Origin of the sequence: Tamlana flava (assembly GCF_041287255.1) — a bacterium.
GTDB lineage: Bacteria > Bacteroidota > Bacteroidia > Flavobacteriales > Flavobacteriaceae > Tamlana > Tamlana flava.
Map to the genome: position 1 here is coordinate 140,899 of NZ_JBGGTX010000004.1, position 23,053 is coordinate 163,951.

Genomic DNA, 23,053 nt, shown 5'->3' on the forward strand with positions numbered 1-23,053 from the left:
ATTAATGAGGAGACAAACACACATAATTGGTTTAGTTTTAGTCGTTCTATTCAGTTCATTTTTTGGCTGCAAATCTAAAAAAGACGCTACAACAGAGAAGGAAGATTTAAGTGCATACCTCATGGTTTATTTTAAGGATGATGACCACAGTTTGCACTTAGCTCTGAGTACCGATGGAAAAAGCTTCACAGATATAAATAAAGGAAAGGCTATAGTTGCAGGCGATACTATTGCAAGCCAAAAAGGTATTCGCGACCCTCATATTTCGCGTAGTCCTGATGGTGCTTTTTATATAGTTATGACCGACCTTCACATTTTTGGAAAAGAAAAAGGCTATCGAGATACCGAATGGGAACGACCTGGTGAAAAATATGATTGGGGCAACAATAGAGGTTTTGTATTGATGAAATCGTATGATTTAATTAACTGGACACATAGCAATTTCCTTTTTGATGAAGCTTTTGAAGGGTTTGAAGACATTGGTTGCGCTTGGGCGCCCCAAGCTATTTACGATCCACAGGAAGATAAGATGATGGTATATTTTACCATGCGCATGGGGCACGGCCTTACTAAATTGTACTATGCTTACGCCAATAAGGAATTCACAGAATTAATTACTAAACCAGAACTTTTGTTTGAATATCCAGATGAAACCATTCAACTTTTGGATGCCGATATTACACCCATGCCTGATGGCCGTTACTGTATGATGTATGTGGCACAGGAACGACCGATAGGAGTGAAAATGGCGGTTTCAAACTATATTAACAAAGGTTATGAATATAAGCCGGAATGGGTAGATAAGGAACCAGGTTCGTGCGAAGCGCCAAATGTTTGGAAACGATTGGATAGCGATAAATGGATTCTTATGTATGACATTTATAGCATCAGTCCGCACAATTTTGGTTTTGTAGAAACTACCGATTTTAAAACCTTTAAAGAGATTGGTCATTTTAATGAATGTGAAATGAAAACAACAAATTTCACATCGCCGAAGCACGGTGCTGTAATACATTTAACCAAAACCGAAGCTTTGCGTTTGGCTAATCATTGGAATTACGACTTAAAACTTAACTAAATAATGAATTTGAAAAATACAACTTTAGTAGCATTTTTTTCGATTGTAGCAGCTGCAATTAATTTACAGGCTCAAAATTCAGAGCAGGGTAAAAGTAAAGTCATTCATTCATGGCAAGCAAATGGCAATCCTGTTGTTACCCATAAATATACTGCCGATGCTGCAGCTTTGGTGCACAATGATACTTTATTTATTTACACAGGAGAAGATTTTGAGGGCGGTCAAAAATGGTATAGCATGCTGAAATGGTGCGTGTTTGCCACTACCGATATGAAAAACTTTTGGGAATACGAAACACCATTAAAAGCCACAGATTTTTCTTGGGGTGAAACCAATGCGGCATGGGCAAGTCAAGTTATTGAGCGTAACGGAAAATTCTATTGGTACAACAGTTCACAAACTACGGGCATTGGTGTTGCAGTTTCAGATAGGCCAGAGGGACCTTATAAAGACGCTATAGGAAAGCCATTATTTACTAATGATGATAGCTTTGGAAAAGACCACAGTTGGCGTACTATAGACCCAACGGTATTTATTGATGATGATGGTCAGGCTTGGATTTACTGGGGTAATGGCGCTTGTTGGGCTGCGAAGCTGAACGAGGACATGATTTCTTATGACCAAGATTATGGCATAAAAATGATAGATATTCAGGGTGAAATGGAATTTCCATACACTGAAGCCCCATGGATTCAAAAAAGAAATGGAAAGTATTTGCTATCATTTGCCGTTGGATTTCCAGAACGTATAGCTTATGCTATGGGTGATAATCCTGAAGGCCCTTTTGTTTATAAAGGAATCATCAATGAAATAGCTGGAAACAGTAATACCAATCATCAGGCTATCATTGATTTTAAGGGTGAATCGTATTTCATTTATCATAACGGTGGCATTCAAACGGATGGAAATAGTTATAGTCGGTCTATCTGCATCGATAAGATGGAATACAATGCAGATGGAACCATTAAACCTATAATAATGACCACTAAGGGTGTTCAAGATTAGGTTCAGAATCAAGTGAAACTATCAACCAACATATTTAGGATATTAGCTGTTGTTGTGCTTTTGTCAGGTTGCTTTGGAAAGGCCAAGGATTTAGCTTTAGCAACAGACAAAGAATCCGACTTTAAGCAATGGGCGCAAACGCCTCCTATGGGCTGGAACAGTTGGGACTGTTATGGTCCAACGGTGAGGGAGCATGAAATCATGAGTAACGCCGACTATATGGCCGAGCATTTAAAGGAATTTGGCTGGGAATATGTGGTTGTGGACATTAGGTGGTTTGTGGAAAATCCAAAATCCCACGGCTATAACCAAACAGACCCTATTTATGTAGTTGATGAATATGGAAGATACATGCCCGCCACAAACCGTTTTCTATCAGCTGAAGACGGTAACGGGTTTAAAGTTTTGGCAGATTATGTTCATAACAAAGGGTTAAAGTTTGGAATCCATATCATGCGTGGAATTCCAAAATATGCCGTTGAAAATAAACTGCCAATTAAAGGAACGAATGGCGTCACAGCAGACCAAATTTATTCAACAGGAAACCAGTGCAAATGGTTAAAGGATAATTATACCATTGATGCCAGTAAACCAGGAGCACAAGAATATTACAATTCCATTTTTGAGTTGTATGCCGATTGGGGTGTCGATTTTATTAAAATAGATGACTTATCTGCCCCTATTTACCATAAGGAAGAAATTGAACTCATTAGAAAAGCCATTTATAATTGTGGACGAAAAATAGTATTAAGTACCTCTCCCGGTGAAACTCCACTTAATGCTGGTTCGCATGCTAGCGAGCATGCCAATATGTGGCGCATGGTAAATGATGTTTGGGATAACTGGGGGCATATAAAACATGTAATGGAAGTAAGCCAAGATTGGTACAAACACATCAAACCGGGCACATGGCCAGATTGCGATATGATTCCTTTGGGAAGGCTTTCCATACGAGGTGAAGTTGGTAATGATAGAATGACCAATTTAACCAAAGATGAACAATACACTTTAATGAGTTTCTTCACCATTTTTAAATCTCCTTTAATGTTTGGAGGTGATTTACCGAGTAATGATGATTTTACATTATCACTGCTTACCAATAAAGAGGTATTAAAAATGCATACAGAAAGTTCTGGTGTACGCCAACTTTATTTTAATGATAATAAGTTGGCTATTACTTCAAATAACGAAAAAGAAAACATAACCTATTTGGCTTTATTTAATGTATTGGATGAATTACCCCAAGATGTAGGTGTTAAACTTTCAGAATTGGGATTATTGGGAAAGGTAAAAATCACAAACCTTTGGACGGGAGAAGAAGTTGGTGAATTTAAAGATGAATTTATCCAAAATCTGAAACCACATGCCTCAGGTTTGTACAAAATAGAAAATAATTAACAAGATAATTACAATGAATCATTCAAAACTCTTAATTCTATTCGCTTCACTTATTGCTTTTGGCTGCAATTCTTTAAAAGAAGAAATAAAGCCAGAAAGAAAGCAATTGTTCAATTACGATTGGAAATTTCAACTAGGAGAAGCCCCCGAGGGAAGTTCCATTAGTTTTGACGATTCTAGTTGGCGCACTCTAGATTTGCCCCATGATTGGAGTATTGAGGGTAAATCGGAAATCGAAAATCCTTCAGGTGGCGATGGCGGATATTTCCCTATGGGAAAAGCCTGGTATAGAAAGACATTTCAAGCGGATAACACTTGGAAGGGTAAAAAAGTATCCATATATTTTGAAGGGGTTTACATGAACGCTGAAGTGTTCATCAATGGAAAATCTATTGGAGTTCAACCATACGGTTATACCTCATTTAGTTTCGATTTAACCCCACATTTAGAGTTTGGAAAGGACAATGTGTTGGCCGTTAAAGTAGACAATTCACTGCAAAAAAATTGCCGTTGGTACAGCGGTTCGGGCATTTACCGTAATGTATGGTTGAAAATTACAAATCAGGTTCATGTTGAAGATTGGGGAATTGCCATTACCACACCAGAGGTTTCAAAAGAAAAAGCTACGGTTAAGGTAAAAGCCAATGTTAAGAATGAATCTGATAAACCTGAATTGGTAAAGTTGCAGGTTACCGTTCGTAATCCAGATGGCAGAAGGATTGCTTTGCCTGAAATGGACTATAATATTCAGGCAAATAGCAAATTGGAATTCGACTACGATATTGAGTTAGATAACCCTAATCTTTGGTCTCCAGAATCACCAAGTTTGTATCAAGCTGAGTTTCTTTTAAGAACTGAGGGAAATGAGTTTCTTGATAAAGTAACAAAAACATTTGGTATTAGAAGGATTGAATTTTCCGCAGAAAACGGTTTTGTTCTTAATGGTGTAAAAGTACTTTTAAATGGGGGTTGCGTACACCACGACAATGGTTGTTTGGGTGCTGCGGCTTATGATAGAGCAGAGGTGAGAAAAGTTGAGTTGATGAAAGCGGCAGGTTTTAATGCCTTGAGAACATCCCACAACCCACCTTCAGAAGCTTTTTTAAACGCTTGCGATAGTTTAGGTATGTTGGTAGTTGATGAGGCTTTTGATGGCTGGCGTGAAATGAAAACCACCATTACCCCAATAACTCACGATTATTCTACCTTATTTGATGATTGGTGGAAGCATGACTTGCAATCTATGGTGTTGCGTGATAGAAACCACCCGTCAATTATTATGTGGAGCATTGGTAACGAAATTATAGAACGTACCAAGCCAGAAGCTGTTGAAACAGCAAAAATGTTATCTGATTCGGTAAAAGAAATTGACACAACACGTCCTGTAACATCTGCGATGACTACTTGGGGACAAGGTTGGGATATATTCGACCCACTTATGGCAGAGCATGATGTAGCAGGGTATAACTACCAATTACAGGAAGCGGAATCAGACCATGAAAGGGTGCCTTCAAGAATTATCGTGAATACAGAATCGTATCCAAAAAATGCATTCTTTATTTGGAATTTGGTTCAAAAAAACAGCTATATCATTGGTGATTTTGTTTGGACGGCTATGGATTATTTGGGAGAATCGGGCATTGGACGATACTATTACCCTGGAGAGCCAGATGGTGAGCATTGGATGGTAGATTTGTATCCATGGCACGGTGCTTATTGTGGTGATGTGGATTTAACCGGTTGGCGTAAACCTATTTCGCATTATAGAAGCTTGTTGTATAACGATACCGAAAAACTTTATATGGCTGTAAAAGAGCCAAATCCTGAAAAAGGCGAAATTAAAACTACCATGTGGGCTGTATGGCCAACTTGGGAAAGCTGGACATGGCCAAATCAAGAAGGTAAAGACATAGAAGTTGAGGTGTATTCTAAATATCCAAAAGTACGCTTGTATTTAAATGGAGAGGTTGTTGGCGAAAAAGCCACAACAATTGCAGAAGAATTTAAAGCTACATTTGCATTGCCATATAAAGCGGGAGAATTAAAAGCGGTTGGAGTTAGTGAAGAAGGTGAAGAGGTTGAGAGCACTTTATTAAAAACAGCAGGAGAAGCTGTTAAAATTGAACTGAGCGCAGACCGTCAAACCATAAAAGCAGATGCACAGGATTTGGTTTACGTCACGGTTGAAATTACCGATGAAAACGGAATTCTTGCACCAAATGCATCCAACAGACTTCAATTTAATGTTTCTGGTCCGGGTGTAATTGTTGGGGTTGACAATGCCAATTTAAAAGACACTGATTTATATATTTCAAATAACCGAAAAGCTTGGAACGGACGTGCTTTGGTGGTTATTAAAAGTACTAGGGAAGAAGGAGATATAAATATTGAAGTGACTTCAGACGGTATGGAAACCGGAACAATAAAAATAACAACGAAAAGCTAGGATATTTATATAATAAAGACCAAATTAAAACAATATCCAAAATGAAAAATCTAATTTTAACTATTGTATCAATTTTAACATTAGGGACATCTTATGCCCAAAAGGTATCATGGACTTACACGACCCAATCAGAAAAATGGGTAAAAGGGAAAAGCCAAACTTTAAAAGTCTCCGATGGTAAGGCAGATATTACCATATACCCAAATGATAAATTGCAGAAAATGGATGGTTTTGGAGCATGTTTTAACGAGCAAGGCTGGGAGGCGCTACAGAGTGTTAGCAAAGATGTTAGGACTAATATAATTGCAGATTTAGTCTCTCAAGAAGGGGTGAATTTCTCATTATGTAGAATGCCATTGGGCTCCAATGATTACTCATTGAACTATTACTCTTTTAATGATGTTCCGGAAGATTTATAAATGATAAATTTCAATATCAATAGAGATCGCTATATTCTTATTCCATACATTAAAGAAGCTCTAAAAGTAAGGCCTGATTTGAAAATATGGGCTTCGCCTTGGGTGCCTCCATTATGGATGAAGGTAAATAACCATTATGCCATGGGGCCAGGAGGTAATAAAAGTATGACCGAAGCACAAGCGATACGAAATAATGCAACAGCTTTTAGGATGGAAAACAGATACTTGCAGGCCTATGCCTTGTATTTTTCAAAATTTGTGGAGGCATATGAAAATGAAGGCATTGATATTACTTTGGTCCAGGTGCAAAACGAGCCTGTTTATCAACCATTCTGGCAAAGCTGTACTTGGCGCCCAGAAGATTTGGCGTTTTTTATTGGTCATTTTTTAGGACCTCAGTTCGAAAAAGATAAGACTAAAGCTGATATTTGGTTGGGCACCGTTAACTTTGGAGACCCCAATTATACTCGAACCATTTTAAAAGATGCTGAGGCTTCAAAATATATTAAAGGAATAGGAGTGCAATGGGATTTTAAATACGCTATTCCGACCATTCACGATGAGTTTCCAGATATGAAGATTATGCAAACAGAATCTGAGTGTGGCAGTGGAGAAAGAAACTGGGGTTCAGCAGAATATACTTGGTCATTAATAAATCAATACCTAAGCAATGGAACCAGTAGCTATATGTATTGGAATATGGTGTTGGATCCATCAGGTGAAAGTACTTGGGGTTGGAGACAGAATGCGATGATTACCATTGACAAGAACAAGAAACAAGTTATTATAACCCTGAATATTACTTGATGAAACATTTAAGTCATTTCGTGCAACCAGGGGCGCACAGAATAAAAACAACCGAAAATAAAGACCATTTAGCTTTTATGAACCCTAATGGAGAAATTATATTAATGATCCTTAATCAAGAAGAAGCAGACAAAGAAATACGTTTATCGATTGAAGGGAAAGAAGTGTCGTTAAATCTAAAAGCAAAATCAATTAATACCTTTTCTTGAATGAATTAATATGGATTTTAGAATTTTTAATTGTATTTTTTGGCATTTAACAAGAATTTAATACAAACTAATTAACCTAAAAAAGAAATGTCAAAAAGCCATGTTCTTCTGCTAATTTGTTCTATGGCGGCATTATTTCGTCTACATGGCCAGACTTTTCAGAGAATAGAAACAATAGCAGGCTTTAAATCACTTGAAGAAAATAATGGTGTAGCTATTGCAGATTATGATCAGGATGGAGATTTAGATTTGTTTGTGGTTGCCAAAGCTAAAGACCAAGAAGGTATTGAAAAAAGCCATAGCAGGTTATTTAGTAACAATAATGATGGTACATTTAGTGATGTTACAAACAGCTCTGGACTTGTTGATTTATTTCTTGAATCAGAAAATTCGGAGCTTTATTCTGGTTTAACAGGATATAAGTATGGTGCTTTTTTTGGCGATTATGACAATGATGGTTTTCCTGATTTGTTCTTGACCAATAATAGTAAAATACAGCTATTCCATAATGAGTCCAACGGTCAGTTCAGGGAAGTTACAGAGGAAGCCGGATTTCAAAAGCATAATACGTGCTTAAATTCAGGCGCTATGTGGTTTGATTATAATAACGATGGCCTGCTTGATATATATTTAACCATTTGGGGAAGTTACTGCGCCAACAATCGTCTTTATAAAAATAATGGTGATGGAACTTTTAGCGATGTTAGCGATATACTTAAAGGGGCGACTAACAAATATTCTTATCAAGGTTTACCATTTGATTTTAATAGGGATGGTTGGCTAGATCTGTATGTTGCTAATGATTATAATTGGCAGACAAATGATTTGTTTATTAATGAATCAGGCAATAGTTTTATTGAGCAATCCAATGTTTATGGACTAAGTCATTCCAGAGATGACATGGGTATGGCAATTGGTGATTATAATAATGATGGTTTTTTCGATTTTTTTATAACTACAATAAATGATAATGTCCTACTTACTAATAAAGGAAATAATACCTTCGAAGATTTTGCACCCCAATATAACCTTGTAGAAACAGGGTGGTCCTGGGATGTTTCGTTTTCAGATTTTGACTTGGATCGCGATGAAGATTTGTTTGTGGTTAACGGATTTAAAAGTACACCTGTGAAAAACTTCTATTTCAAAAATCTGTTTGCCAATGATGGGGATGGCTTTATTGACAGTTCAGAAAAGTCCGGCTTGGGGGAAATGACCATAAGTGTAGGAGCCGGTATATTTGATTATGACAATGATGGCGATCTAGATATTGTTGTTACCAACAACGACAGACCTTCTTATTTTTATGAGAATACAACAACCGATTTTGTTGAACCTTCCGATAATTTGCATTGGTTTAAAGTAAAGTTGCAAGGAACAGTCTCAAATAGGGATGCCATAGGCACCACGGTATCCATAAAAACTGCTAGTGGTTCTTTATACAGATATTATACCGGAAAAGGCTTTTTGTCGCAAAATTTAAGGCCGGTTCATTTTGGACTTGGTGCAGACACTGAGGTTTTAGAGTTAAAGATTTCCTGGCCATCAGGTATTATTGAAATCTATGATAATCTTCCAGTAGATACGACAATTCTGGTAAAAGAAGGGAACAGGTATGAAATACTCAATATAGAGCCGAGCATAAAAATTTATGGCTGTACCGATCCTGATTCATGCAATTATAACCCTTATGCTATCACAGATTCAGGGTATTGTGGTTTTATGGAAACAGGAACCATATCAGGTAAACATAATGCGGTGCAAAACGATACTGAGCTTTATACTTATCCCTTGACCGAAGGTTACCAAATTAATTGGCAAGTAAGTGGTGGTGAATTGGTAGAAGGTGGCGATGGAAGTGTTATAAAAGTAAAATGGGGTACGGGTGATGCAGGGGTCATTTCATTAATAGTCTTTAACGGTCAATGCTATAGTAATGAAGTAGAATTGACTGTAAATTTAACGGATTATGGTGCCAATGATGTCGTGGATGAAAGTGATCTTTCTGTTGCAAGACTGTGGAATGAAGCATTATTAGATGCCATCAGAAGAGATTATGCTCGTCCCACCGTACATGCAAGAAACTTGTTTCATTGCAGTGTGGCTATGTATGATGCGTGGGCGATATTTGATGATAAGGCTGAGACATATTTGATTGGGAAGGAAGTTCATGGATTTAAAAGTGAATTTGAAGGATTTACGCCATCATTGGATGAGAACGAGTTTGAGTTGAGGAAAAAAGCCATTAGTTATGCGGCTTATAGGATTTTATCACATCGTTTCAAACAATCCCCAAATGCCTCTGTAACACAGGAGATCTTCGATTTGGTCATGGATAAGTTTGGGTATCATAAAACCAACGAATCTCTGGATTTTTCTACTGGTGATGGTGCAGCATTAGGAAATTACATCGCGCAAACCGTTATTGACTTTGGGCTTACTGACGGTTCTAATGAGACCAATCAATATGCTAATAAACACTATAGTCCCGAGAATCCATCTTTAGATCTTTTGAACCCTGGAGATATAAGCAATATCGACCCTAATAAATGGCAACCTTTGTCCTTTGATTCTTTTGTAGATCAGAGTGGGCATGTCATTGATGGCAGAACTCCTGCTTTTTTGGGTCCTGAATGGGGCAATGTGCTGCCATTTGCTATGGATGATAGCAACAAAACTGTCTACGAGCGTGATGGGCATAGTTATAGCGTTTATTACGATCCAGGCTTACCGCCAAATTTAAATATAACGGAGAACACCGAAGATTGCGAGAACTACAAATGGAGCTTTGCCTTGGTAACGAGATGGGCGGCTCATTTAGATCCCAATGATGGAGTACTATGGGACATATCCCCAAAAACCATAGGTAATATTTCCCCAGAGCAGTGGCCTCATAATTTTACAAATTATAAGAATTTTTATAATGAAGTTGAAGGAGGTGACATAGGTGCCGGACATGATATTAACCCTTATACAGGGCAACCCTATGTGGCGCAAATGGTGCCAAGGGGTGATTATACCAGGGTTTTGGCAGAGTTTTGGGCCGATGGTCCTGATTCTGAAACACCCCCAGGACACTGGTTTACGGTATTAAACCATGTAAGTGACAATAAATTATTTGAGAAACGATTTAGTGGTCAAGGCAATATTTTACAAGAGCTCGAATGGGATGTCAAGGCCTATTTTGTTTTGGGCGGGGCCGTTCATGACGCCGCCGTGGCCGCTTGGGGGATAAAGGGTTGGTACGATTATATCAGACCCATTTCAGCCATTCGTTATATGGCTAACAGGGGGCAGAGTTCAGACCCTTCGTTACCCAATTATGACATTGGTGGCATACCAGTGAAGCCTGGTTTTATTGAAGTCATAAAAGCAAATGATCCCTTGGCAGGTGAAAATATGGAGCATGTTGGTGAGATAAAATTATATACTTGGAAAGGACATGATTTTATTGACGATCCAAATATAGATCAGGCAGGGGTAGGTTGGATATTAGCTAAAGATTGGTGGCCTTATCAACGTCCTAATTTTGTAACGCCTCCTTTTGCGGGATTTATTTCTGGACATTCTACATTTTCCAGGGCTGGCGCGGAGGTCATGACTCTACTAACTGGTGATGCCTATTTCCCTGGAGGCTATGGGGAATTCATAGCCCATAAAAATGAGTTTTTGGTCTTTGAGGAAGGACCTTCAGTGGACGTGAAATTACAATGGGCAACTTATCGTGATGCTTCCGATCAGTGTAGCCTTTCTAGAATCTGGGGAGGTATCCACCCACCAATAGACGACATCCCCGGGCGCATTATTGGAGAGGCAATAGGAAAGAAGGCCTTTGAGTTTGGCGTCAAATATTTTGAAGGATTGGAGGAGCCAGTTCTCGTTTCCGTGGATGAATTGAGGGTCTATCCAAACCCGGTGGCCAAAGTTTCTGGTGTAATAAACATAATAGGCACTGGTGAGAAGGATGCCATTTCTCTATACGATCTTAATGGCAGGGCGTTGCATGTTCGGTCCAGCGAGTATAACGAGGACAGTCGGGTTACCAAGTTGAGCCTGCCAAACACCATGTTAACTGGAATGTATGTCCTTAAGGTTAACAATCGTTCAGTAAAAGTTGTTGTCACTTCCAAATAATTGGTAGTAATAATGAAGATGGTCAGACGGGAGAGGAATTAATTTGAATTCAACAAAACCTAATGAAAATAATGGTTTTTTAGACTTTATACACCTCAATTAATAGCTTTTCTTGGATAAATGACTCATAGTATATATTACTGTTAAATTATTATTCGATTGATAATGTAATATCTATGTATCTAAACAGTAAGAAATAAATTATAAAAAAGTCATTATGTACCTCATTATTGAACAATTTGTACCCCTTTTTCGAAATTGCTTTTTTTATTTTTGAGTAACATTTGAAGGTATATTGAGTCAATATAAATTTTGCCATGATTAAATATTTTATTTGGTAGTTATATTTTTTTTACAATATCTTTAAACATTCAAACAATTAACTAAACTAAATTTAACTTATGAAGAAATTTCTACATGAGTTTCCTGTGACCTGCAGGAAGCTATTTTTTCTACTGATGTTTTTTGGAATTGGAGTTTATTCGGTCAATGCACAAAAACAGATTTCAGGTAAGGTCGTTGATGAAGGTGGGGTTCCCATTATTGGCGCTAGTGTAATCGTTAAAGGAACGAGTACTGGAACTGCAACTGATTTTGATGGACTCTATAAAGTTGATGCTTCGCCTTCAAGTGCGTTGGTGTTTTCATCTATAGGATTCATCACCAAGGAAGTTACCGTAGGCAACCAAGAAACTATTGATGTGACGCTAATTGAGGATATTTCCAAACTGGATGAGGTCGTTATCATCGGTTATGGTCAACAGAAGAGAACAAACATATCTGGTGCTGTTTCAGTAATTGAATCTGAGGAAATGGAACGAAATCCAACGGCTAACTTAAGTAATGCACTTGTAGGTCAAACGGCTGGTGTTATTGCAGTACAAAGATCTGGTGCTCCTGGTGATGACGAATCTCAAATATTCATCCGAGGTGTAAGCACGGATAGTGATTCATCACCAATATATGTTATTGATGGTATTCCTCGAAGTTCTAGAGCGTTTGCCCAGTTGAATGCCAATGAGATAGAGTCTTTATCCGTACTTAAGGATGCGGCTAGTGCAGCTGTATTTGGGGTACGAGGAGGTAATGGTGTTATACTTGTTACTACTAAGAGAGGTAAATCAGGTAAAATGCAAATCAATGTATCATCTAGTTTAGGTATTCAGGAAAGAACCAGAGATCCAGAATTATTAGGCTCTTATGAATGGGCACAACTTTACAATGAAGCTTTGGTGAATGAAGGCCAACAACCATTGTACACCCAAGATGACCTTGATAAATATCGTACAGGTAGTAGCCCTGATACACATCCTGATACAGATTGGCTTTCAGTTTTGGATAAAACGCCTATGATTAGAAGGTACGGTATTAGTGCAAACGGAGGTTCAGATAACGTGCAATTTGCAACATCTTTTGGATACTTGGAGCAAGAGGGCATTGTGCCGTCAAACGAGCATAAACGATTTAACTTAAGGTCTAATATTGATGCGAAGGTTACTGAAACTACCAAACTTTCTTTTGACCTTTCTGCTCGAGATGAAAATACCAACAATGTTGAAGAACCTGAGCTTTTCCGTTGGTTAATCAGTGCAAGACCGAACTTGGCACCAATAAGATGGTCTAATGGGGGTTATTCTAGTGGACCTGCTTATCTAGCAGTTCCTGAAAATGGTTATAGAAATAGAACTATTCAAAATTTTACGGGTCGTATTCAGATAGAACAGCAATTACCTTTAGATGGTTTGTCAATTAAAGCAATTGCTTCTTACTTTAAGAGTTATCAAAACCATAAGAATTTTAAATTTGCTAAGATTCCATTTTACACAAGATCAGGAGATGGAACTTTTGTAGAGCAGCCAAGTGGTGTTAGAGAACTTTACCAAGACCACGGTGAAAATCAGTCCCTCACATTGGAGACACACTTAAATTATAACCAAACATTTGGAAAAACTGCGGTTTCCGCATTAATGCTTTATACGCAAACCGAAGATAAAGGTAGTTTCTTGCAAGGTTATAGAGATGGATATACCCTTGCTATAGACGAGTTGGCTTTTGGTAGTGTAGAAAACCGAAACAACTGGGGTTCTTCAAGTGAAGGTGGTAGACAAGGTATAGTAGGAAGGTTAAACCTAACTTTTGATGAAAAATATATTATTGAAGGAAGTTTTAGGGCAGATGGGTCCGAGCAATTTGCGTCAGGAAATCGATGGGGCTTTTTCCCCTCAGGTTCGTTAGCTTATTTAATATCTAAAGAACCGTTTTTGGAAAAATCTTCTGTTATAGATTTCTTAAAACTTAGAGGTTCTTATGGTGTTTTGGGTAACGATCGTATTGGTGGTAGATCATTTTTGTACTTACAATCCTTTAACCAAAGTGGAAATGCGGTATTTGGTGATGGTTCTGTACAACCAGCTATTGTAGAGGGTCCGCTTCCAAACCTTGACGTAACTTGGGAAACCGTTAAAAAACTAAACGTTGGTTTTGACCTTAATATGTGGAACAGTTTAATATCATTGTCTTTTGATTATTTCTATGACAAGAGAAGTGATATTTTGGGGTCTAGAACCTTATCTGTACCAAGTCTTTTAGGTATAGGCTTACCAGTAGAAAACCTTAAGAAAATTGATAACAAAGGATTTGAGGTGTCTTTAGGGCACAAAAATACTTTGAGTAATGGTTTAACTTATGCCATAAATTCAAACTTCACGTTTGCTAGAAACAAGGTTCTTTTTCAAGATGAACCAGAATCTGAAAACCCAAACATAAGAAGAACTGGTCGTCCGCTTGGAGCACAATATGGTTATGTTGATTTAGGCTTATTCCAAACACAAGAGGAAATAGATAATGCACCTACCCAGGGAGATATAGCACCTGGAGATATAAGATACGCAGATATTAACGGAGATGGTGTTATAAATGATTTGGATATAACTTACATAGGAAGCAGCAATACACCAGAAATTATATTTGGTCTTAATGGAAATGTGCAATACAAAGGATTTGAAGTGTCATTTTTATTACAGGGTGCTACCAATGTAAATCAAGGTTACGGTGGTGAAGCGGCATGGCCATTCTTCTTAGGAACAAGTGGAGCTTACGTACACAACCTTGACCGTTGGACACCAACAAATAGAGATGCTAGTGAGCCTCGTGTTTTAATTAACAATGCTGGTAATAATCATGCAGGTTCTTCCTTTTGGTTAAGGGATGCAAGTTATGTTCGACTAAAGAATGTGGAATTGGCATATAACATTCCAGTTCAAAAATTTGGAGATTCTTCTTTCATTAAAGGTATTCGTGTTTATGCCAATGGTAATAATTTACATACTTGGACTAAACTTGATAACTACGACCCAGAAAATGGTGATGGAAGAGGTTGGGGTTACCCACAATTGAGAATATGGAATTTTGGGATAGATTTTAATTTTTAAAAAATTAGCATAATGAAAAAAATGATGAACAAAACATTAAAATTTGTCAGTATTGCATTTTTCGCAGTGCTGATGATTAGCTGTAGCAGTGATATCTTAGACAAAATACCTAAAGATTCACTTACAGAAGAAACCGTATGGACAGACCCAGAAGGTGCCGCACAATTTATAAACGGTATTTATGGAGATTTGCAGTCAGGTTTTGATAGAAATTATGATGGTTGGGCTCGAGGTCTTTATATTTTGGATGGAGCGAGTGATGATGCTGATGTTGGAATGGGATGGACCCATTCAACAATTCTTCAAACTGGTGAGTTCACCCCTCAATATATTCCATGGGGTAATATGTGGCCAATCAACTACGGATTAATTCGTAAAACCAATACAGCTTTAGAGAATTTAGATAGATTAGGTGACGGTAATGCTGAATTAAGAGACCGATTAAAAGGTGAGGTGCATTTTCTTAGAGCCATGATTTATCATGATCTTTTACGTCTTTTTGGTTTGAGATCTTCTGGCGGTGAAGCAACAGGAGTTCCACTTATTGACAAAAGTTTAACCTTAGAGGATAATTTACAAATACCAAGAGCAACGTATAATGATGTTGTTCAATTTATTCTAGATGACCTTGATGCAGCAGCCAATATGTTGCCGCCAAAAGGCGATATTGAAGCAGGAAGAGCTACCAAAGGTGCTGCTTATGCTCTAAAAAGCCGTGTGTTATTGTATGATGAAAGATGGGCAGACGCGGCAGAGGCTGCTAGTGAGGTAATGACTATGGGATACAGCTTATACCCGGATTATCGTACTTTGTTCCTTACTAAGAACAACAATGAAGTTATTTTTGCAAAAAAATTCCAATATCCTGATAAGCATCACCAATCAGGTGGAGGCGGAACTCAAGGTGCTGGTTGGGATGTTTACAATTCTCCTCCATCATACCGTGGACCGAGTGATGGTGGATGGGGAGGTAATTTACCAACCCAAAATTTTGTTGGTTCTTACGATATGATTGATGGTCAACCGCAATCGGAATCTCCTCTTTACGATCCACAAGATCCTTGGGCTAATTTAGACCCTCGTTTTGAAGCTACAGTAGTTCACGATGGAGCAATGTTCCGCGGTAAGCAAGTGGAATTGTTTGAAGGTGGTACAGAAGCAGAGTTCAATACTACGGGATATTTTACAAGAAAATTCCATAATGAAGAATTATTGGCTCTTTATTCCCAAGCCAGTGATCAAGATTGGATATTTATTCGTTTCGCTGAGGTTCTTTTAAATTATGCTGAAGCACAGAATGAAGCTGTTGGTCCGGATATGACGGTTTATGATGCTATAAATAGAATTCGTAGTAGACAATCTGTTGATATGCCAGATTTACCAATGGGTCTTTCACAGAATCAAATGCGTGAAAAAATCAGAAATGAACGCCGCATTGAACTTGCTTTTGAGGAACATCGATTTTTCGATATTCGTCGATGGGGCATCGCTGAGAATTTGTTAAATGGCCAATTGCAAGGTATGGAAATCATCAAAAATGGTGATGGATCATTTACTTACAATGTAGTTGATTTTGAGGAACGTAAATTCCCATCTAAACTATATGTGTTGCCAATTCCTCAAGACGAAATTGATAAAAATCCTGAAGCTAAACAGATAAATGGGTGGGAGAATTAATAAAAATTAATTATTTGACTTAGTATAAATTGATATTGTGTTGGGGTTGATGAAGTCTTTTGTGAAAGGGACTTTACAACCCTAACATTATCAAAGAAATACTTCTAACAGCAAGAGGTATTTACCATCTTTTCACCATGTATGTTAATGTTTCATGTGATTTTAAGGGTCTCTTAAGATATTGTTAATAATTTAATTGATTTTATTTTATTCTATTACCCGTTTACCTTTCAATCTTATCTAGTCTAAAAATTTGCCTGTATAATTCAAAAAGAATTTTTAATGATTTAGAATTATACAAATCAACTAAAATGAAAAAAACGCTTTATATCTTAACTTTTGTATGCTTTATGCACGTTATTGGCTGTTCAAAGAACAAACAGGCCGAAAATGTTCCGGAAGATGAGGTTTTATTTGATCTGTTAGCACCTGAAATAACAGGTGTGTCTTTTACCAACGAGGTTATTGAAACCGAGGAACTCAACGTAATGCAGTATGAATATATGTACAACGGTGGAGGCGTTGGGATAGGAGATTTTAATGGAGATGATTTGCCAGATATTTATTTAACGGGCAATACGGTTGAAAATAAACTATACCTCAATGAAGGCAACTTTAAATTTGAAGATATATCTGAATTATCTGGAGTTAAGGGCAAAAAAGGATGGAAAACAGGAACAAGCATTGCAGATGTAAATGGTGATGGATTACTCGATATTTATGTGTGTTATTCCGGATTGGGCTCAAATGAAAATCGTGCCAATCAATTGTTTATAAATAACGGATTGAACGAAGATGGAATTCCAACATTTTCAGATAAAGCTGCAGAATATGGCTTGGATGCCATTGGGTCTTACAGTACCCAAGCAGCATTTTTTGATTATGATTTGGATGGCGATTTGGACATGTTTTTGCTAAATCATTCAAAAAACTATTATTCCCCCTTCTATAACACAACCAAACTGCGAAACACAAGACATCCACTTTTTGGAAATTCTTTATATAAAAATGATAACGGAAAGTTTCAAAATGTAAGTGAAACTGCTGGCATTCATGGTAGCGGACTCAATTTTGGTTTGGGTGTGGCGATAAGCGACTTTAATGAAGATAATTTGCCAGACATCTATGTTTCTAACGATTACACTGAACAGGATTTTCTTTATTTGAACAATGGAGATGGTACATTTAGTGATACATCCAAAGAATCCTTTGGTCATATCTCACAATTTTCAATGGGAAATGATGCAGCCGATTTAAATAATGATGGACATATAGATTTGGTAACCCTAGATATGCTACCTGAGGATAACTACAGGCAAAAAATACTAAAAGGTCCAGATGAATTCGACAAGTACCAATTGGCCATAGATAGCGGTTACCACAAACAGCAAATGAGAAACATGTTGCAGCTAAATCGTGGCATTGCCAAAAAGGGAAAACCCGAATTCAGTGAGATTGGTCAACTTGCAGGAATGTCAAATACAGACTGGAGCTGGGCACCATTAATTGCAGATTTTGATGGAGATGGTATAAAGGATCTGTTTATTACCAATGGTTATTTGCGTGATTTTACCAATAAAGACTTCATGAAATTTGAGGTAAATAGCGCAATGGATAAAGTTAGTAGACAAGGCGCAGAACTTTTTGGAGATGAGGGAAAGGAAAAATATTCTAAGGTTATTTTCGACCTTGTAGGGAAGATGCCTTCCACCAAGATTTCCAACTATATGTATAAGAATGAGGACGGACTGACTTTTAAGAACGTAACCAAAGAATGGGGTTTGTCTAACCCAACAATTTCAACTGGTGCGGCCTATGCTGATTTAGATAATGATGGTGATTTGGATTTGGTGGTTTCTAATACCAACGATCCGGTAGGTATTTACCAGAATAACACAAATAAACAAACGCATAACTACTTAAAGGTTAAGTTGAAAGGAAACAATAATAACACTTTTGGTTTGGGCGCTAAAGTTTGGGTATCTACTGATGCATCAACTCAATTCGTTGAAAATTATACGGCCAGAGGCTATCAGTCTTCCATAGATCCCATCCTTTATTTTGGGCTTGGTAGTTCTAAAAATGCCAATATCAAAGTTCAATGGCCTGATGGCAAAGTTTCCACAAAGCAAAACATTAAGCTAAATGCCATTGTTGAATTGGATCAAGGTGAGGCAAGTTTGCCTGTTGAAGAAATTGAATCAACAGCCACTCAAAAAATGTTTGAATTTGTTGCAAATTCTGGTATTGATTTTAAACATGAAGAAAACAAATACGTTGATTTTAAAGTTAATCGTTTGGCTTTAAAACAAACATCAAAGTCTGGCCCTAAAATGTCAGTGAATGATGTTAATGGAGATGGTCTGGATGACGTGTTTATTGGCGGTGCTTTCGGGCAGGCTGATGCTTTATTTATAGCTCAAGGTGATGGAAAATTTGCAAAATCAAATGATGCTTGTTGGACTGAAGATAAATCATATGAGTCTATCGGTTCTACATTTTTTGATGCAGATGGTGATGGAGATTTGGACATTTATGTTGTAAGTGGAGGAAGTGAGCAGTTTGCTGAACCCGGAAACCTAAAGGACAGACTCTATATAAATGCAGGTCATGGAAAATTTGTTAAAGCACCGCAAGACGCACTACCAGAAGCATATGCCAACGGAAGTGTTGTAGCAGCTGGAGATTATGATGGTGATGGTGATGAGGATCTTTTTGTAGGAGGAGGGAGTGCCCCCGGTAACTATCCCCTTGCTTCTGTAGGAGGTATATTGAGAAATGATTCGGACATTTCAACTGGGAAAGTCAAGTTCACTATTGTTACCAAAGAAGTGAATACCGAATTAAGACAGCCGGGTATAATAACCGATGCCATGTGGACAGATATTAATAATGACCAATGGCTTGATCTTGTGCTGGTAGGGGAATGGATGCCTATTCGAATCTTTGTAAATAACCAAGGAAAGATGGTTGAAATGACAAGCGAATATGGTTTATCTGAAAGTGACGGATTTTGGCAAAGTTTGGCTGCAGGCGATATGGATGGTGATGGCGATGTAGACTTGATAGTTGGAAATATGGGGGCTAATTTACCCTTCAAGGTTTCAGAAGATGAACCTATGGAAGCATTTATTGGTGATTTTAGGGGAGATGGCGTATTAACACCCGTATTAAGTTGCTATATTCAGGGAAAGCGGTATCCCATAGCAACTTTAGATGAGTTACAAGATGCATTCCCGCTAATCAAAAAGAAATTTTTAAAGTATGAGCAATACGCTTCAGCAACCTTGAATGATGTTTTTTCTGCTGAGCAACTGGAAGAAGCTAGGCACCTTAAAATCGGTCAGCTTAAAAGTGTGTATCTTGAAAATACAGGCGGAGCCTTTAAATGGCATGAATTGCCGTTAGATGCACAATTTTCTGCAATTCAAGGCATCAATATTCATGACTTTAATAAAGATGGCCATTTGGATGCCATGTTGACGGGCAACTTTTATCCATTTAAAGTAGAGATTGGATCTGTTGATGCCAGTAAAGGTCTTGTATTGGAAGGCTCAGGCAATGGTCAATTTTCTGCTGTTGCTAACGATAAATTGAACCTTTGGATTGAGGGTGAGGTAAGGGACGCCCAATTACTAAAGCATAAGAATAATACGTATGTTATTGTATCAAAAAATAATGATAAAACAGAATTATTAAAATTAACTAACAACTAAAACTTGAATTTAAGTGTAACTAAAATTAACGGAAAAATGAAAATAATGAAAAAAAATCTACTAAGTGTTTTAACACTTACACTAGTGCTATTGGTGTTTGTTTCATGCGATAATGAAAATAATGATTATCCTCCATTTGGGCCAACAGCTATAATCAGCAGTACTCCGGATGCGAATAACGGTTTAATGATTACTTTTAATGCCAGAGTAACTAATGCAGAATCAATTCTTTGGGATTTTGGTGATGGAAACACATCGTCCGATGCCAATGTCACCTATACTTACGGTGCTGGAGGCACATATATAGTAACTTTGACCGTAACAGGAGTAGACGGGACTACGCCTGTTGTTAAAACAAAAACCATAAATGCATTTAATTTTCAAAGCATAACCATAATAAATGGTGATTTTGAACTACCTGTTACAGGAAATCAGATTAGGTCATGGGCAGATCCGTCCATACCAGGATGGACGTCAGATGACCCCCGAACCGATGATCAAGATTCTGGCGTACAGAATGGCAATGGTGGTCGTACAGGGTATCTTTACTCTAAGAGCCCCTATAATCCTTACCAAACAACAAGTCATGCCATTGGAGTAGAAGGTGAGACTTATGCTGTTAGTTGTGTTTTTGGAGATGCATGGGCTAATGAAAACGGAACGGTCATTTTGTATTTTCTTGAGGATGATGGTGTAACAAGAACACCACTGGGTTCTGCAACTTTTCCACAAGACGGCTATATTACTGTTCGCCAGCTAACGGTGCAAGCTACTGCTGCATCAGTTGGTAAATTTATTGGAATTGAATTCGATAATCCTGACACACATGATAGCTGGTTAGGCATAGATAATGTTGTATTGGAATATAGTATCTAAATATCTTAGGAAACTTTAGGGAACCAATTCCTTTAAGATAAAATTGAAAATTTTAGAAAATCAATTGAATTAAACAAAAATCTCCAGAACAAATGTAGTCCTGGAGATTTTTTGCTAAAATTGTGTCCTTGAATTCAGATTGACTAAAAAAAAACCTAGAAAAATGATTAGAGAAATTAAAAATGTTTTGAGATTAACAGTTCTCTTAATGTTTATTTTATTTATTGGTTGCAAGAAGCAAAGCGAACCTATTGTTGTTACAGCTAACGAATATCATGCAGCTGTAGATCAGGTTATTGAAATCATGGTGCATGATATTTTTTCACCCCCAGTTGCCAGTAGGATATTTGCCTATACAAACGTTGCTGCTTATGAAATTATTGCTAGCCAAAATGACACACTCAAATCATTAAATGGGCAATTGCCAGATTTAATCGAAATACCTGCTTATGACCAAAAAAGCTTACCATTAAATGCTCAGCTAGCAGCTTTGGTAGCTTATATGGAAATCGGCAAAACTCTTATTTTTTCTGAAGATAAATTGACCCAATTTAGAGATAGTTTATATACTAAATGGGAAATGACCAATAAAACGGAGTTTGAAAATGCCAAAAATTATGGATTAAAGGTGGCCGACCATATCAAGTCGTGGTTAAGTAGCGACAATTATAAGCAAACCCGTACCATGCCTAAATATACCCTGCAAACTGATGATGAATCAAAATGGCAGCCAACACCACCTGCATATATGGATGGATTGGAACCACATTGGAACAAAATAAGGCCTTTTGTGCTAGATTCTGCAAGCCAGTTCGCACCAATTCCACCACCAAAATTCTCAATGGAAGAAGGAAGTGCCTTTTATAAGGAGTTAATGGAAGTATATGATATCGGCAAAAAAATTTCAGAAAATGGTGATGATTCTGAAGAAATGGCAATAGCTAAATTCTGGGACTGCAACCCTTATGCTTCTGTAACTCGTGGGCACTTAATGTTTGCCGTTAAAAAAATCACCCCAGGGGCACATTGGATAGGGATTACGAAAATAGCAAGCAAAAAAAAGAATTGTGATTTTGATGAAACAGTATATGCCTATACCAAAACGTCTTTAGCGATTGCAGATGCCTTTATAAGTTGTTGGGATGAAAAATACAGAAGTAATTTAGTAAGACCAGAAACTTTAATAAATAAGCGTATAGATGATAATTGGAAACCTGTTTTACAAACTCCTCCGTTTCCAGAATATTCAAGTGGTCACAGTGTGGCTTCAGGTGCCGCATCAACTGTATTGACAGATATTTTTGGTGATGATTTTGAATTTTCCGATGATACCGAAACCAGATATGGTCTTCCGGTTAGGACATTCCATTCCTTTAATGAAGCTTCCAGTGAAGCTGCCATAAGCAGATTATATGGTGGTATCCATTATAGAGCTGCTGTAGAAAAGGGCCTCAAACAAGGTAGAGATTTAGGTCGTTATGTTTCTAAAAAACTCATAATGAAGTAAAATAAACCACCAAAGAAATATTTTTCTAGGTGGCTTTTCTGAAAATTTTTATAAAACATCTTTAAAAGGTCTTTCAAGCTATTATTTAATGACGAATTATTTCGTTTTTTGAGCATTAAAATGTTGTATTTCATATACACAATAATATAAATGGCTCTTAAACTACCGAGCTAGGGTTGACAAAGCCAATTTAAAAGACACTGATTTATATATTTCAAATAACCGAAAAGCTTGGAACGGACGTGCTTTGGTGATTATTAAAAGTACTAAGGAAGCTGGTGACATAAGTTTGAAGGTCACTTCCGAAGGACTTGAAGCTAATACTACAGCTATAAAAACGGTAAATTGAT

General features: G+C 37.4%; 11 protein-coding genes and 2 pseudogenes. All 13 read left to right on the forward strand.

The window, feature by feature from the left end:
* Positions 1-4: 4 nt before the first annotated feature.
* Positions 5-1,078, forward strand: coding sequence for a glycoside hydrolase family 43 protein (locus tag ACB104_RS12600; RefSeq protein WP_370479249.1), 1,074 nt, complete (start codon positions 5-7; stop codon positions 1,076-1,078).
* A 3-nt stretch (positions 1,079-1,081) separates the two neighbouring features.
* On the forward strand, positions 1,082-2,083 hold the full coding sequence (locus ACB104_RS12605) for a glycoside hydrolase family 43 protein (RefSeq protein ID WP_370479251.1): 1,002 nt from the start codon (positions 1,082-1,084) through the stop codon (positions 2,081-2,083).
* 12 nt (positions 2,084-2,095) lie between these two features.
* Positions 2,096-3,481, forward strand: coding sequence for a glycoside hydrolase family 27 protein (locus ACB104_RS12610; RefSeq protein WP_370479253.1), 1,386 nt, complete (start codon positions 2,096-2,098; stop codon positions 3,479-3,481).
* A 13-nt stretch (positions 3,482-3,494) separates the two neighbouring features.
* Entirely contained in the window at positions 3,495-5,927 is a 2,433-nt protein-coding gene (locus tag ACB104_RS12615; RefSeq protein WP_370479255.1) for a glycoside hydrolase family 2 TIM barrel-domain containing protein, read from the forward strand.
* Positions 5,928-6,148: 221 nt separating this feature from the next.
* Positions 6,149-7,153, forward strand: a pseudogene (locus ACB104_RS12620) (glycoside hydrolase family 30 protein).
* Positions 7,153-7,362: a glycoside hydrolase family 30 beta sandwich domain-containing protein gene (locus ACB104_RS12625; RefSeq protein ID WP_370479257.1), complete on the forward strand. Its 210-nt coding sequence runs from the start codon at positions 7,153-7,155 to the stop codon at positions 7,360-7,362. Before ACB104_RS12620 ends, ACB104_RS12625 begins: the two are co-directional and overlap by 1 nt.
* A 123-nt stretch (positions 7,363-7,485) precedes the next feature.
* The gene (locus ACB104_RS12630; protein ID WP_370479259.1) at positions 7,486-11,496 is read left to right on the forward strand and encodes an FG-GAP-like repeat-containing protein; all 4,011 of its coding nucleotides are present in this window, start codon (positions 7,486-7,488) and stop codon (positions 11,494-11,496) included.
* Between the two features lie 401 nt (positions 11,497-11,897).
* On the forward strand, positions 11,898-14,927 hold the full coding sequence (locus ACB104_RS12635) for a SusC/RagA family TonB-linked outer membrane protein (RefSeq protein WP_370479261.1): 3,030 nt from the start codon (positions 11,898-11,900) through the stop codon (positions 14,925-14,927).
* A gap of 12 nt (positions 14,928-14,939) precedes the next feature.
* Positions 14,940-16,604 (forward strand): RagB/SusD family nutrient uptake outer membrane protein, encoded by a 1,665-nt coding sequence (locus ACB104_RS12640; protein ID WP_370479263.1) that lies wholly within the window; start codon positions 14,940-14,942, stop codon positions 16,602-16,604.
* 311 nt (positions 16,605-16,915) lie between these two features.
* Positions 16,916-20,320, forward strand: coding sequence for a VCBS repeat-containing protein (locus ACB104_RS12645; protein WP_370479265.1), 3,405 nt, complete (start codon positions 16,916-16,918; stop codon positions 20,318-20,320).
* 45 nt (positions 20,321-20,365) lie between these two features.
* Complete coding sequence (locus tag ACB104_RS12650; RefSeq protein ID WP_370479266.1) at positions 20,366-21,196, forward strand: PKD domain-containing protein; 831 nt, start codon at positions 20,366-20,368, stop codon at positions 21,194-21,196.
* Positions 21,197-21,404: 208 nt separating this feature from the next.
* Positions 21,405-22,703 (forward strand): vanadium-dependent haloperoxidase, encoded by a 1,299-nt coding sequence (locus ACB104_RS12655; protein ID WP_370479271.1) that lies wholly within the window; start codon positions 21,405-21,407, stop codon positions 22,701-22,703.
* A 187-nt stretch (positions 22,704-22,890) separates the two neighbouring features.
* Positions 22,891-23,052: pseudogene (locus ACB104_RS12660) on the forward strand (hypothetical protein); the annotation flags it as partial.
* Position 23,053: the final 1 nt, after the last annotated feature.